The organism is Massilia sp. MS-15 (assembly GCF_020176695.1).
In the GTDB taxonomy this organism is placed as follows: domain Bacteria; phylum Pseudomonadota; class Gammaproteobacteria; order Burkholderiales; family Burkholderiaceae_D; genus Telluria; species Telluria hydrophila.
In genome coordinates this window covers 66,996-81,647 of record NZ_JAIWIA010000018.1, presented here as the reverse complement: position 1 = coordinate 81,647, position 14,652 = coordinate 66,996, and the positions used below count along the sequence as shown (strand labels likewise).

General features: G+C 69.0%; 12 protein-coding genes. 8 read left to right on the top strand and 4 right to left on the bottom strand.

What is annotated here, in order from left to right:
* Positions 1-89: 89 nt before the first annotated feature.
* Positions 90-686 carry a hemerythrin domain-containing protein gene (locus LCI23_RS07950; protein WP_224945916.1) on the top strand — a complete coding sequence of 199 codons (597 nt, stop codon included), beginning with the start codon at positions 90-92 and terminating at the stop codon, positions 684-686.
* Positions 687-768: 82 nt separating this feature from the next.
* Here the strand turns inward: LCI23_RS07950 and LCI23_RS07945 are convergent, their stop codons facing one another.
* The 4 genes from LCI23_RS07945 to LCI23_RS07930 form a co-directional block, all read right to left on the bottom strand.
* On the bottom strand, positions 769-1,506 hold the full coding sequence (locus LCI23_RS07945; RefSeq protein WP_224946036.1) for an LrgB family protein: 738 nt from the start codon (positions 1,504-1,506) through the stop codon (positions 769-771).
* Position 1,507: 1 nt separating this feature from the next.
* Positions 1,508-1,852 carry a CidA/LrgA family protein gene (locus LCI23_RS07940; RefSeq protein WP_224945915.1) on the bottom strand — a complete coding sequence of 115 codons (345 nt, stop codon included), beginning with the start codon at positions 1,850-1,852 and terminating at the stop codon, positions 1,508-1,510.
* A gap of 77 nt (positions 1,853-1,929) precedes the next feature.
* A complete protein-coding gene (gene hppD, locus LCI23_RS07935) occupies positions 1,930-3,030 on the bottom strand; it encodes a 4-hydroxyphenylpyruvate dioxygenase (RefSeq protein WP_224945914.1) in 1,101 nt (366 codons plus the stop codon).
* A 67-nt stretch (positions 3,031-3,097) separates the two neighbouring features.
* A complete protein-coding gene (locus tag LCI23_RS07930) occupies positions 3,098-4,015 on the bottom strand; it encodes a LysR family transcriptional regulator (RefSeq protein WP_224945913.1) in 918 nt (305 codons plus the stop codon).
* A gap of 148 nt (positions 4,016-4,163) precedes the next feature.
* On the opposite strand from LCI23_RS07930, the gene hmgA reads away from it, so the two are divergent.
* From hmgA to LCI23_RS07885, 7 genes are all read left to right on the top strand, one after another.
* Positions 4,164-5,483: a homogentisate 1,2-dioxygenase gene (hmgA, locus tag LCI23_RS07925; protein ID WP_224945912.1), complete on the top strand. Its 1,320-nt coding sequence runs from the start codon at positions 4,164-4,166 to the stop codon at positions 5,481-5,483.
* 136 nt (positions 5,484-5,619) lie between these two features.
* Positions 5,620-6,960, top strand: a complete 1,341-nt coding sequence (locus LCI23_RS07920; RefSeq protein WP_374041153.1) for a hemolysin family protein — start codon at positions 5,620-5,622, stop codon at positions 6,958-6,960.
* Between the two features lie 64 nt (positions 6,961-7,024).
* Positions 7,025-7,726, top strand: a complete 702-nt coding sequence (locus tag LCI23_RS07915) for an MBL fold metallo-hydrolase (protein WP_224945911.1) — start codon at positions 7,025-7,027, stop codon at positions 7,724-7,726.
* A gap of 173 nt (positions 7,727-7,899) precedes the next feature.
* Entirely contained in the window at positions 7,900-10,200 is a 2,301-nt protein-coding gene (locus LCI23_RS20620; protein WP_307727713.1) for an EAL domain-containing protein, read from the top strand.
* A 340-nt stretch (positions 10,201-10,540) separates the two neighbouring features.
* Positions 10,541-10,906: a hypothetical protein gene (locus tag LCI23_RS07895; protein ID WP_224945910.1), complete on the top strand. Its 366-nt coding sequence runs from the start codon at positions 10,541-10,543 to the stop codon at positions 10,904-10,906.
* A gap of 321 nt (positions 10,907-11,227) precedes the next feature.
* Positions 11,228-12,607: an amino acid permease gene (locus LCI23_RS07890; RefSeq protein WP_224945909.1), complete on the top strand. Its 1,380-nt coding sequence runs from the start codon at positions 11,228-11,230 to the stop codon at positions 12,605-12,607.
* A gap of 103 nt (positions 12,608-12,710) precedes the next feature.
* Positions 12,711-14,606, top strand: coding sequence for a CocE/NonD family hydrolase (locus tag LCI23_RS07885; protein WP_224945908.1), 1,896 nt, complete (start codon positions 12,711-12,713; stop codon positions 14,604-14,606).
* The last annotated feature ends 46 nt before the right edge of the window (positions 14,607-14,652 follow it).

Genomic DNA, 14,652 nt, shown 5'->3' with positions numbered 1-14,652 from the left:
TGCTGACATGGGCGCGGCATGCGCTCCTACAGTAAGCACGCGCCACGGCGCACTACCATGTTGGCTATATGACCATACAGGGGGTACCGATGTTTAACCTGAACAAGCTGAGCCCGACGATCACCAACATGATCCGCTTCGACCATTCGCACGTGATGGTCACCTTCCACCAGTACGAGAAGGACAAGCCGGCGCGGGTGAAGAAGGCGCTGGCGGACACGATCTGCGATGCGCTCGAGATCCACGCCACGCTCGAGGAAGAGATCTTCTACCCGGTGATGCGCCAGCGCGATGCGGGCGAACCCTTCATGCACAAGGCCGAACCGGAGCACGACGAGATGCGCCGCCTGATCGCCGAACTGCGCCGCACCAGCGGCGCCGATCCGCGCCACGACAAGCTGGTGATGGAACTGATGCGCGACGTGATGCATCACGTGGCCGACGAGGAAACCACCCTGCTGCCCCACGCCGAGGCCAAGCTGAGCCGCGAAATGCTGACCGATATGGGCGCCAAGATGACCCGCCGCCGCATGGAACTGGTGGGACCGAAGGCCGGCAAGCTGGCCAAGGAACACGTGGTCGGTTTCTCGGGCAGCACCGCCGCGGTGGTGGTCGGCCTGGCCAGCGCGCTGTTCGCCGCCAAGGCCTTCGCACCGAAGAAGACCTGGAAGTCGAACCCCGCCTGAGCCCCCCGCTGCGGGCAAGCCGGATGCCGCCGGCCGCCATCGCGGCCGGCTTTTTTGCGTCCCTTTCCCGGGCACCCCTCCTTCAGGCGAACCAGGCCATCACGCGTGGCACCAGCCAGGGGGCCAGCAGTGCCGTCAGGGCGCCGTTCAACCCCATGGCCAGGCCTGCGAACGCGCCCGTCTCGGCGCTGGTCTGGAATGCGCGCGCGGTGCCGACGCCGTGCGCCGACAGGCCAAGTGCGAAACCGCGCGCCGCCGGCGAGGCGATGCGCAGGCGGTCGAACAGCCAGGGGCCGGTCATGGCACCGAAGATGCCGGTCCCGATCACCAGCGCCGCGCTCAGGGCCGGGATCCCGCCCAGGCGCTCGGACACCGCCATCGCGATCGGCGAGGTGGCCGACTTCGGACCGAGCGTGGCCGCCAGCTCGGGCGTGGCGCCCAGCAGCAGCGCCACGGCGACGCTGGACACGATCGCCACCACGCAGCCGCATAACAGCGCGCACGACAGTGGCAGCAGGGAGCGGCGCAGGCGCGGCAACTGGCGCACCAGGGGCAGCGCCAGCGCCACCGTGGCCGGACCGAGCAGGAAATGGACGAATTGGGCGCCGGCGAAATAGGTCTGGTAGGACATGCCGGACAGCCACAGGGCCAGGGCCAGCAGGCCGATCGCGATCGCCACCGGATTGGCCAGCGGCGCGCCCTTGAAAACGGCGGTGATGCGGTAGGCCGCCAGGTAGGCGCACAGGGTCATGGTCAGCCCCAGCAAGGGCGAGGCGGACAGGTAGACCCAGAAGCGGGCCAGTTCGCCGAAGGCGGGCAGGTCAGGCATCGCCGTCCTTTCCCAGCCCGCGCAGCAGCAGTGCGGTGACGGCCAGGGTCAGCACGGTGCTCGCGGCCAGCGAGGCAAGGATGGCGAGCCAGTGGCCGCTGCCACGGGCGGCGGTGGCGACGATCCCGACCCCGGCCGGCACGAACAGCAGGGACAGGTGGGACAGCAGCGCATCGGCTGCCTCTTCGATCCTGGCCTGCAAGGGCGGCCAGGCGGCCAGTGCCGCCATCAGGAGCAGCATGCCGGCCACCGGGCCGGGAATCGGGAGCTGGAACAGGAAGACGATGCCTTCGCCGAGGCATTGGAACAGCAGCAGGATGGTGAAGGCGGCGAGCATGGACTGGACGGGCGCAAAAGGTCCAGCATAGCAAAAGCGCGCGGCCGGCGTGCGCCCGCCGCGCGTCCGTGCCTGGCTCAGGCGGTAGCCGGGGCGCCCGCGATCGCGCCGCGGCGCAGCTGGTCGCGCTCGATCGACTCGAACAGCGCCTTGAAGTTGCCTTCGCCGAAGCCGTCGTCGCCCTTGCGCTGGATGAACTCGAAGAACACCGGGCCCAGCTGCGGCACCCCGAAGATCTGCACCAGCAGGCGCGCCTTGCCATCCTGGACCGCGCCGTCGAGCAGCAGGCCGCGCATCTTGAGCGCCGCGGCGTCCTGGCCGTGGCCCGGGATGCGCTCGTCGAGCATCTCGTAATAGGTGTCCGGCGGCGGCGCCATCAGGGGCACGCCGGCCGCGCGCAGCTTGTCGACGGTGGCGATCAGGTCGTCGGTCAGCAGGGCGATGTGCTGGATGCCTTCGCCGTTGAACTGCATCAGGAATTCCTCGATCTGGCCGCCGCCGGCCTTGCCCTCTTCGTTCAGCGGGATGCGGATCTTGCCGTCCGGCGCCGTCATCGCCTTCGAGGTCAGGCCGGTGTATTCGCCCTTGATGTCGAAGTAGCGGATCTCGCGGAAGTTGAACAGCTTCTCGTAGAAGCCGGCCCAGAAGGCCATGCGGCCGCGGTAGACGTTGTGGGTCAGGTGGTCGATGATCGAGAGGCCGTGGCCGACCGGGTTGCGCTCGACGCCTTCGATCCATTCGAAGTCGATGTCATAGATCGACTTGCCGGTGCTGCCGCCTTCGTCGTAGCGGTCGATCAGGTACAGCGGCGCGCCGCCGATGCCCTTGATGGCCGGCAGGCGCAGTTCCATCGGGCCGGTCGGGATCTCGATCGCCTGGGCGCCGAGTTCGAGCGCACGCGCATACGCCTTGTGCGCATCCTTCACGCGGAAGGCCATGCCGCACGCGGACGGACCATGCTCGGCGGCGAAGTAGGACGCGAAGCTCTTCGGCTCGTTGTTGACGATGAAGTTGATGCCTCCCTGGCGGTACAGCACCACTTGCTTGGAGCGGTGCAGCGCCACCTTGGTGAAGCCGAGCGCTTCGAATACCGGTTCCAGCACGCCCGGGGTGGGCGAGGCGAACTCGACGAACTCGAAGCCATCCAATCCCATCGGATTCTCAAACAGGTCTGCCATTTCTTGTTCCTTGTATGACGTTGTCGGGTGGCCACCGTCTCCTGGCGGCCGGGGTAATGCGATGTTGCTATTCGGCGAACAGCTCGGCCAGCAGCCCGCGCAGCCACTGGTTGCCCGGGTCCTGGTTGTAGCGCCGGTGCCAGAACACGTTGGTCTGCAGCGCGGGCAGCTCCAGCGGCGGCAGCACCCATTCCAGGCCGAAGGGCTGGGCGGCGCGCTCGGCCAGCTTCTGCGGCACCGTGACCACCAGGTCCGAGCCTGCCACCATGTAGGGCACCGCGGTGAAATGCGGCACCCGGAAGCGCACGGCGGCACCCCGCTCGCCTCCCACGCCGGCGCGCGCCAGCAGCGCGTTGATGCGGTCGTAGGGGCTTTCGCTCGCATCGACCAACAGGTGCTCGGCCTGCACGAAGCGCTCCAGGCTCAGCTCACCCCGGGCGAGCGGATGGCCCCTGCGCATCATCGTCACATAGGGCTGGCGGAACAGCTGGCGCTGGTACAGCGCTTCCGAGATATCCTCGAAGGGTCCCACCGCCAGGTCCACCCGCCCGCTTTCCATCGCTTCCTTCAAGGCCAGCGCCCCGGCGCGCAGGGAGCTGATCTCGACCTGCGGCGCCAGGGCCCGGCAGCGCTCGGTCAGGGCCGGCATGAAATGGATCTCCCCGACGTCGGTCATGGCCCGCACGAAGCGGCGCCGGCTGCTGGCCGGGTCGAAACGGCTGCGCTGGTTGAGCGCCAGCGCCACCTGCGCCATCGCCGCCCCGATCGGCTCGGCCATCTGGGCCGCCAGCGGCGTCGGCTGCATGCCGCTCGCCGTGCGCACGAACAGCTCGTCGCCGAAGGCGCGGCGCAGCCGGGCCAGCGCATTGCTGACCGCCGACTGGCTCAGGCCCAGCCTGCGCGCGGCCGAGGAGATCTGCCGTTCCCGATAGACTTCCTGGAACACCGCCAGCAGGTTCAGGTCGATGGCATGCGGTTCGATCATGGATGTGCGGGCAGGATGCATTGTGGGCGCGGCCCGCCTGCGCTGCCAGTAGTATTTAGTATATGAATAGTCTACATTCTTCTATTCATCTCGTAAAACCCCTTGATTTCTTCTACAGTGGCGGCGATTCCCAACCAGGAGAACTCCCATGAGCCAGTCCGTCGAACGCGCGCCGGCCGCCAGTGCCTACATGAGCGGCTTCGGCAACGAATTCGCCACCGAGGCCCTGCCCGGCGCCCTGCCCGCGCACCGCAATTCGCCCCAGCGCGTCGCCTACGGCCTGTACGCCGAGCAGCTCTCCGGCACCGCCTTCACCGCCCCGCGCGCCCATAACCGCCGCTCCTGGCTGTACCGGATCCGCCCGGGCGCCGTGCATGGCAGCTTCAGTCCGCTGGCGGCCGGCCGCATCGTATCGCGCTTCGACACCCCGGCGCCGCCCAGCCAGATGCGCTGGAGCCCGCTGCCAATGCCGGGCGTGCCCACCGACTTCATCGAGGGCTGGGTGACCATGGCCGGCAACGGCTCGGCCGAGGCGATGAGCGGCTGCGCGATCCACCTGTATGCCGCCAACCGCGACATGGCGGGGCGCTACTTCTACAGCGCCGACGGCGAGCTGCTGGTGGTGCCACAGCAGGGCCGGCTGGCGATCGCCACCGAATTCGGCCTGCTCGAGATCGCGCCACAGGAAATCGCCGTGATCCCGCGCGGGGTGCGCTTCCAGGTCAGCCTGCCGGACGGCGAGGCGCGCGGCTACCTCTGCGAGAACTTCGGCGCGCTGCTGCGCCTGCCGGACATGGGGCCGATCGGCTCGAACGGCCTGGCCAACCCGCGCGACTTCCTGACCCCGGTCGCCCGCTATGAAGACCTGGAAGGCGAGTTCGAGCTGGTGGCCAAGTTCTGCGGCGGCCTGTGGCGCGCCCCGATCGGGCATTCGCCGCTGGACGTGGTGGCCTGGCACGGCAACTACGTGCCCTACAAGTACGACCTGCGCCACTTCAACACGATCGGTTCGATCAGCTACGACCACCCGGACCCGTCGATCTTCCTGGTGCTGCAGGCGCCCAGCGATACGCCAGGCGTGGACACGCTCGACTTCGTGATCTTCCCGCCGCGCTGGCTGGTGGGCGAGGACACCTTCCGCCCACCCTGGTTCCACCGCAACGTGGCGAGCGAGTTCATGGGCCTGATCCACGGCGCCTACGACGCCAAGGCCGAGGGCTTCGTGCCCGGCGGCGCCAGCCTGCACAACTGCATGAGCGGGCACGGCCCGGACGCCGCCACCTTCGACAAGGCCAGCAGCGCCGACACCAGCCGCCCGCACAAGGTGCTGGACACCATGGCCTTCATGTTCGAGACCCGCAACGTGCTGGTCCCGACCGCGGCGGCCCTGGCCTCGCCCCAGCTGCAGGGCGACTACCAGGCCTGCTGGGCCGGGATCGCGAAGCAGTTCGATCCCACCCGTCCCTGATTCCGGGCGCGCGGCCCTTGATGCTGATTTGGCAATTCGTGTGGCGCGAAGCGCGGCCGGCATGCGATGATGCGGCGTGCGCCGCTCCTGGCGTGCCCGGCCGCGGCCCGGTTTGTCCGACGGAGGCCCCGCGCCCGTGCTGACCGACATACTGATCATCTCCCTTCTGATCCTGACGAATGGAGTGTTCGCCATGAGCGAGTTGGCACTGGTCTCGGCCAAGCGCATCCGCCTCGAGCGGCGCGCGGAGGAAGGCAGCCGGCGCGCACGCGCCGCGCTCAAGCTGGCCGACGACCCCAGCCACTTCCTGTCCACGGTGCAGGTCGGCATCACCCTGATCGGCATTTTCAACGGCGCCTTCGGCGAAGCCTCGCTGGTCAGCCACCTGACCCCGCAGTTCGAGCAGCTGCCCGTAGTCGGGCCGTATGCGCGCGAAGCGGCGCTGGCGACGGTGGTGCTGGTAATTACGGTGGCCTCGATCATCTTCGGCGAACTGGTCCCGAAGCGCATCGCCATGGCCTTCCCGGAAACCATGGCGATCCTGATCGCCCAGCCGCTGCGCCTGCTGTCGGTGCTGATGTCGCCCTTCGTGGCTTTCCTCTCCATGAGCACCAACGCCATCGTGCGCCTGGTCGGCATCCATGAGGCGAAGGAGGAAGCGCCGACCGAGGAAGACATCACCGGCATGATCAAGGAAGGCGCCGACACCGGCGTGTTCGAGAAGACCGAGTACGACATCGTGCAGCGCGCGCTGCGCCTGGACGACCAGCACCTGAAATCCCTGATGACGCCGCGCGTGGACCTGGTGATCCTCGACCTCGAGGACGCGCGCCGCCACAACCTGGAAACCATCGCCGCCAATCCCTACAGCCGCTTTCCCGTCTGCCGCGGCGACCGCTCGCACATCCTCGGCTACGTGACGGCGCGCGACCTGTTCGGGCAGGCGGTGCGCACTGGCAGCTTCGATACCATCGACCTCGACGGCGCGGTGCAGGAACTGCTGTACGTGCCGGAGACCGTAAGCGCGATGGCCCTGCTCGAGATGTTCAAGAAGAACCGCGCCGAACTGGCCCTGATCGTCGACGAGTACGGCGACATCCAAGGCATGGTCACGCTGAGCGACGTGATGAGCGCGCTGGTGGGCGACGTCACCGTGGCGGGCGAAGAGTACGATGCGGACGCGGTGCAGCGCGCCGACGGCAGCTGGCTGCTCGATGGCGGCGTGGCGCTCGACCGCTTCCGCGACCTGCTCGAGACCGGGCTCGCCTTCCCGGGCGAGGATGAAGGCGCCTACCACACGCTGGCCGGCTTCCTGCTCTACCAGCTGGGCTACATCCCGAAGCCGTCCGACCTGGTGGACTGGGAGGGCTTCCGCTTCGAAGTGATGGACATGGACGGCAACCGCATCGACCGCATCCTGGTCTCGCGCCAGGGTGCGCCGGCGCCGGCGCCGGCGCCGGAACCCGCGCGGCGCTGAACCTCCGGCGTCTTCCCCCGGCCCGCAAGCTGTGGTACAACGTCGGCGCACCCAGGAGAAGCCCATGCAAGTCAATCCGATCCAGCTGTTCGACGCCGAATCCTCGACCTATACCTACATCCTGGCGGCGCCGGGCGACGCCGGGGCGGCGATCATCGATCCGGTCGACCGCCACTGGCAGCGCGACCTGGCCCACATCGAGCGCCTCGGGCTGCGCCTGAGCCACGTGCTGGAAACCCATGCCCATGCCGACCATGTCACCTCGGCCGGCCGCCTGCGCGCCCTGACCGGCGCCCGGGCCTGCGTGCCGAGCGGCTGCGGCATTGCGCCGGCCGAGATCCAGCTCGAGGACGGCGACCGGATCGCCTTCGGCGCCGGCGAAGAGATCGCCGTCATCCACACGCCGGGCCATACGGCCGGCAGCATGTGCTACCTGTGGCGCGGCAACCTGTTCTCGGGCGATACCCTGCTGGTCGACGGCTGCGGGCGCACCGACTTCCAGGGCGGCTCCGCGTCCGCCCTGTACGACAGCATCACGCGCAAGCTGTTCACCCTGGACGAGGCCACCAGGGTCTGGCCGGGCCACGACTACAAGGGCCAGTCGGTGACCACCATCGGCTGGGAAAAGCGCCACAACGCACGCCTGGCCGCACGCTCGCGCAAGGACTTCGTGGCCCTGATGGGCGCCCTGAACCTGCCGCCCCCGAAGCTGATCGACATCGCGGTGCCGGCCAACCGCCAGCTCGGCCTGCCGCATAAGGCCTGAGCCGGCCGCCACGCGGCGCCCGGACAGCGCACGATAGCGGCTGCGGCCGCCATAAGGGACGTGCGACAATCGTCCCGGATCCTCGGTGCCGGCCGATGACTTCAGATATCTTGTTTCCCCTAACCAAATCATAGTGCGCTGAAGAACCATCCGGCATGCGTACGCTGCAACGCATGACTGAGAACCACGACCTGGCGCACTGGCGCTCACGCATTTTCGCGACCCTGATCGGCGCCACCCTGGCGCTGGGAACGGCGGCCGCCATTCCAAGCGCCGCCTTCGCGCTGGTCCAGGGCCTGTGGCCGATCGCGCTGATGGACATGCTGGCCTTGGCCTGGCTGTTCGGCGTCTGGCGCAGCAGGCACCTGGCCTACGCCTGGCGCGTGTTGCACCTGCTGGCCATCATGTACCTGGTCGGCGTTGGCCTGATGCTGAGCGTGGGCGGCGTCAGCCAGCTCTACCTGATCGGGCCGCCGGTGCTGGCGGTGATCCTGCTCGGCATCCGCCCGGCGCTGGCCATCCTGGGCCTGTGCGGCGCCACCATCCTGGTGCTGGGCATCACCGGCCAGGCGCGCTTCCTGGTCAACGGCGTGCCGGACGGCGCCCTGCTGCCGAGCATCGCCGTGGCGCTGAACTACCTGTGCGTGGGCGCCGTCCTCACGGTCTGCTGCGGCGCCCTGCTCAAGGGACTGGCCCAGACCCTGGACGAGGTACGCAGCGGCGCCGCCGCGCTCGAGGCCAAGCAGGCCAGGCTGGTCGAACTGAACGCCGAGCTGCGCCTGACCTCGGCCGCGGTGGCGCGCCTGAACGACATGGTGCTGATTGCACGCGCGGTCGAAGGCGAAGGCGTGACCCAGCCAATCATCTTCGCCAACGAAGCCTTCGAGCGCCGCACCGGCTACCGGCGCGAGGACATCGTCGGCCAGAGCATGCAGATCCTGGCCGGGCCCGACACCGACCCCGCCGAAGTCGCCCGCATCCAGGCCGCGCTGGCGCGCAGCGAGGCGGTGCGCGCCGAACTGGTGAGCTACGACCGGGCCGGCGAACCCTACTGGCTGGAAGTGGAGATGGTGCCCTTCGCCAGCGAGGGCGGGCGCAATACCCACTGGGTCGTGGTGGGACGCGACATCACCGAGCGCCGCAACTCGGCCAAGGCGATCCACCGGCTGGCCTTCTACGACGGCCTGACCGGCCTGCCCAATCGGCGCCTGCTGACCGAGCGCCTGGAAGCGCTGGTGGCGGCGCGCCAGCGCGGCGGCGCCCTGGGCGCGGTGCTGTTCATCGACCTCGACAACTTCAAGCAGGTCAACGACGCACGCGGCCACGCCACCGGCGACGCCCTGCTCAAGCACGCCGCGGCGCGCTTGGTGGCGAGCGTGCGCGCCGACGACACCGTGGCCCGCCTGGGCGGGGACGAGTTCGTGATCCTGCTGGGCGGTCTGGGCAAGGACCCGGAGACCGCTAGCGGCACCGCGATGCGCATCGCGCACAAGGTGCTGGGCGCGCTCGGCGAGGAAGTGGCGATCGGCGAACACTACTACCGTCCCTCGGGCAGCATCGGCGTGACCCTGCTGCAGCGCTGCGCACAAGGCGCGAACGACCTGCTGCGCGAGGCCGACGTCGCCATGTACCAGGCCAAGGCGGCCGGACGCCACGGGGTCGCCCTGTTCGAACAGGGCATGCTGGCCGAGGCCGAGCAGAAACTCGGCATCGAGCGCGACCTGGCGCGCGCACTCGCCAACGGCGAGCTGGCCATGCACCTGCAGCTGCAGGTGGACCAGCGCCGGCAGCCGGTCGGCGCCGAACTCCTGATGCGCTGGCGCCGCGCGGACGGCACCATGGTGGCGCCGGACAGCTTCATCCCGATCGCCGAGGCGAGCGGCCTGATCGTCGAGCTGGGGAACTGGGTGCTGCGCCAGGCCTGCGAGGCGTGGCTGCGCCTCGAGCGCGCCGGCCACCCGCTGCCGCTGTCGATCAACGTCAGCCCGGCCCAGTTCCGCCAGCCCGGCTTCGTCGAGCAGGTCGCCGCGGTGCTGCGCGAGACCGGCGCCCCGGCGCGCCAGCTGATCTTCGAAGTCACCGAGGGCCTGCTGGTGTCGGACCTGGACCAGACCATCGCCCGCATGCACGCGCTGGCCGCGCTCGGGATCCGCTTCTCGGTGGACGACTTCGGCACCGGCTATTCGAACCTGGCCTACCTGAAGAAGATGCCGCTGTACGAGCTGAAGATCGACCGCAGCTTCATCCGCGACACGCCGAACGATGTCAACGGCACCGCCATCGTCCAGTCGATCCTGGCGATGGCCGACCACCTCGGCCTGCGCGTGGTGGCCGAAGGCATCGAGACCGAACACCAGGCCGACTACCTGGTGCGGCACGGCTGTCCCTGCATGCAGGGCTACCTGTTCGCGCGTCCGGCGCCGCTGGACGAGGTGCTGGCCACGCTCGGCGCCGCGGCGACGCCAGGCGCCTGAACCGGGCACTGGCGTGCCGGGCGGCGCGGCGGGTGGTCCCAGCGCGCGCCTTCCCCCCGCCGAGGGGGCAGATCCGCCGGTCGTATCTTCCTATACTGCGTGCAGGTCGTTACGCTGCACCTGCGGGCGCAGCGGAAGCGGCCCACGAATCGCCGGACGGTGGGCGCATCGACATGCGACCGCGCCAGGCCTGGGCCGCGCGGCGCGCCCTGCCCCTGCGCGATGCGGAAATGGCCGCATCGTAGGCAATATGCATATTCGTGCGCGGTGGTGAGTTTTGTTGAATTTCGTGCCCCGCGCCGGGTGCTATGCTCGGCGCCTTCGCTCCAGATTCATTGCAATGACTCCCAAGAACACCCTGTACGCGCTGTTGATGTTGATGTTTGCCTGCGGCATGACCGAAGCCCTGTCCGGCGCCACCCGCCTGCACCTGCCGGCCTGGTGGACCCTGCTCTGCGCCTTCCTGCTCAGCTTCCTGCCCTACTACTGGTACCGCCTCGACAGCGAAGCGCGCCTGTACCGCCGTTCGCGCTGGATGAGTTCGGCGGTGGTGGCGGCGGCGCCGCTCGGGATCGGGCTCTACCTGCTGCGCAGCCGCCCGCAGGGCGCCCGCCTCGGCGCGCTGGCGCGCCTGTCCGGCTTCGTGCTGCTGATGCTGGGCGCGGCCATGGTTGGCATGCTGGCCTTCTTCACGATGCCGGGCTGAAGGCCTGCGCCACGCGGTCCGCCTTCCTGCTAGGCTGGTTCCGATGCCGCGCGCCGCGCGGCCCGTTTTCGCGAAGGAGAACCACATGCGCAAGATGATCATGATGGCCCTTGCAGGCCTGCTCTGGAAGAAGTTCGGCGGCCGCATGGCGCGCCGCTATCCGCTCGGCCGTGGCGGCTACCGCCGCTACTGAACCGGCGCGGCCGGGCCCGGCGCCGGCCGGCGGCGGCTTTGCGCCGGCCCGGCGTCCACGTCGGCGCGCGATGCAGTAGAATCGCTGGCTTTAAGGCAACTTTCGCAGCACCCACCTTAAGGCCGACGATGGACAAACTGCAGCACACCCTTGCCGAACCAGGCGGCGCCACCCTCAAGCGTGGCCTCAAGAACCGCCACATCCAGCTGATCGCCCTCGGCGGCGCCATCGGCACCGGCCTGTTCCTGGGCGTGGCCCAGACCATCCAGCAGGCCGGCCCTTCGGCCCTGCTCGGCTATGCGCTGGCCGGCCTGGTCGCCTTTCTGATCATGCGCCAGATGGGCGAGATGATCGTCGAGGAGCCGGTGGCCGGCTCCTTCGGCCACTTCGCCAGCAAGTACGGCAGTCCGATGGCCGGCTTCGTCTCCGGCTGGAACTACTGGGTGATGTACATCCTCGTCAGCATGGCCGAGCTGTCGGCGCTCGGCATCTACGTCCAGTACTGGTTCCCGGAGATTCCCACCTGGGTCTCGGCGCTCGGCTTCTTCTGCCTGGTCAACGCGCTCAGCCTGCTCAACGTGAAGGCCTTCGGCGAGCTCGAATTCTGGTTCGCGATCATCAAGGTGGCGGCGGTGGTCGGCATGATCGTGTTCGGCTGCTACCTGCTGCTCAGCGACAGCGCCGGCCCGCAGGCGGGCGTGGACAACCTGTGGCGCCACGGCGGCTTCTTCCCGAACGGCTTCGCCGGCCTGGCACTGTCGATGGCGGTGATCATGTTCTCCTTCGGCGGGCTGGAAATGATCGGCATCACCGCTGCCGAAGCCGACGACCCGGGCCGCACCATCCCGCGCGCGATCAACCAGGCCATCTGGCGCATCGCCATCTTCTACGTCGGCGCGCTGGCCGTGCTCCTGATGCTCTACCCGTGGCAGAAGGTGGTGCTGGGGGGCAGCCCCTTCGTGCTGATCTTCGCCGCCCTCGACAGCACCCTGGTGGCCAATGTGCTGAACCTGGTGGTCCTCACCGCCGCCCTGTCGGTCTACAACGGCTGCGTGTACGCCAACAGCCGCATGCTGTTCGGCCTGGCCGAACAGGGCAATGCGCCGCGCGCCCTGCTCAAGCTGTCGCGGCGCGGCGTGCCGCTGGCGGCGCTGGGCGTGTCGGCGCTGGCCACCGGCATCTGCATCTGCATCAACTACTTCCTGCCGCGCGAAGCCTTCGGCATGCTGATGGGCCTGGCCGTGGCCGCCCTGGTCATCAACTGGGGCATGATCTGCTGGAGCCACCTGCGCTTCCGCCGCGCCAGGGCCGCCGCCAGCCAGGCCACCGCCTTCCCCAGCCCGCTGTTCCCGCTCACTAACTACCTGTGCCTGGCGTTCCTGGCCGGGATCGTGCTGGTGATGTACCTGACCCCGGGCCTGCGGGTATCGGTGTGGATGATGCCGGCCTGGCTGCTCCTGCTGGGCCTGGGCTACCGGCTGCGCCGCGCGGGTAAAGACGCCAAATAGCCGCAGCGCGGGGGTGGCGCTGCACGCGGCGCTGGCCTGCCTGGCGCGCGCTTGCTAAAGTGTCTACGCATCGCAACGTCCATTCCACCCGAGGAGACCGCCTTTGAAGAAGTTTGCCGCCACCCTGACTGCCCTGGCCCTGCTGGCCGGCGACGCCACCACCCTGGCCCTGGCCCAGGACTACGCGAAATACAGTCCCGAGGCCATGGAGCGCGAACTGGCGCGCATCGCCGGCAAGCAGCTGTCCGTGATGGTGCCGATGCGCGACGGGGTCAGGCTCTCGACCGACATCTACCTGCCGAAGAACGCCACCGGCCGCCTGCCGGTCATCCTGTGGAAGACGCCCTACAACGAGGGCAAGCTGAAAGGCTCGACCCAGCGCTACGTGCTGGAGTCGGTCAAGCGCGGCTACGTCTTCATCGTCCAGAGCGAGCGCGGGCGCTATTTTTCGGAAGGCGACTGGCAGATCCTCGGCAACCCGCAGACCGACGGCTACGACACCCTGTCCTGGATCGCCCAACAGCCCTGGTCGAACGGCAAGGTGGGCACCCTGGGCTGCTCGTCCTCGGCCGAATGGCAGCTGGCCCTGGCCGGCCTGAACCACCCGGCGCATGCGGCCATGGTGCCGATGTCGGCCGGGGCCGGCATCGGCAAGGTCGGACGCTTCCAGGAACAGGGCAACTGGTACACCGGCGGCGTGCCGCGCAACCTGTTCTTCGTCTGGCTGTACGGGGTCGACAACCCGCTGCGCGCGCGCCTGCCTGCCGCCATCCAGGACGAGCGCCTGCGCGCCCGGGTCGAGGCCTACAACGACCTGCATCCGAGCAAGCCGCCGGTCGACTGGAACAAGCAGGTCAGGCACCTGCCGGTGGACCAGATGCTGTCCTCGCTGGGCGAGCCGCCCGCCACCTTCGAACAGTTCATCGGACGCAGCCCCGCCGATCAGGGCTGGCGCCAGGGCGGGCTGTACCACGAAGGCATGGGCTGGGGCGTGCCGGCCCTGTGGTTCAACAGCTGGTACGACGTCTCGATCGGCCCCAACCTGGAACTGTTCAACCATGCGCGCGCCGCCGGCACCGACAAGGAGGCGAGCGCCAACCAGTACGCGGTGGTGGCACCGATCCCGCACTGCGCCTATTCCCGCATGGGGCCCGACACCACGGTCGGCGCGCGCGCCATGGGCGACACCAGCTTCGACGTCGACGGCGCCGTGTACGGCTGGTTCGACCGCTGGCTGAAGGGCGACGCCAAGGCCTTCCCGGCCAGCACCCCGCACGTGCGCTACTACGAGATGGGCGCCAACCGCTGGCAGGGCGCCAGTACCTGGCCGCCGCAGAACGCCAGGCCGATGCGCCTCTACCTGCGCTCCGGCGGCCGGGCCAATTCGCTGCACGGCGACGGCCGGCTCAGCATGGAAGCGCCGGCGGCGGGCGAAGCGCCGGACCGCTACCGCTACGACCCGATGAACCCGGTGCAGACGATCGGCGGCGGCGACTGCTGCAACGGCGGCATCGTGGTGCCCGGCGCCTTCGACCAGCGCCCGGTCGAGGTCCGCAACGACGTGCTGGTCTACACCAGCGACCCGCTGCCGCAAGCGGTGAGCGTGGCCGGCTTCGTGGACGCGGTGCTGAAGGTCTCGTCGAACGCGAAGGACACCGATTTCGCCGTCAAGCTGGTCGACGTCGCGCCGGACGGCACCGCCTGGATCATCGGCGACACCATCTTCCGGGCCCGCTACCGCAACGGCTTCGAGCGTCCGGAACCGCTCAAGGCCGGCGAGGTCGCCACCATCCGCCCGAGCCCGATCGCGACCGCGATCCAGTTCGGCGCGGGGCACCGGATCCGCGTCGAGGTGAGCTCGTCGAACTTTCCGAAGTTCGTGCGCAACCTGAACACGGGCGGCCCGAACGAGCGCGAGAAGGACGGCGTGGTGGCCGACAATGCCCTGCACCACGATGCGGCCAACCCGAGCTACATCGAGTTGCCGGTGCTGCGCTAGGACCAGAACGGCAAGGAGGGCCCCGGTTTTCCGGCGCCGACCATGT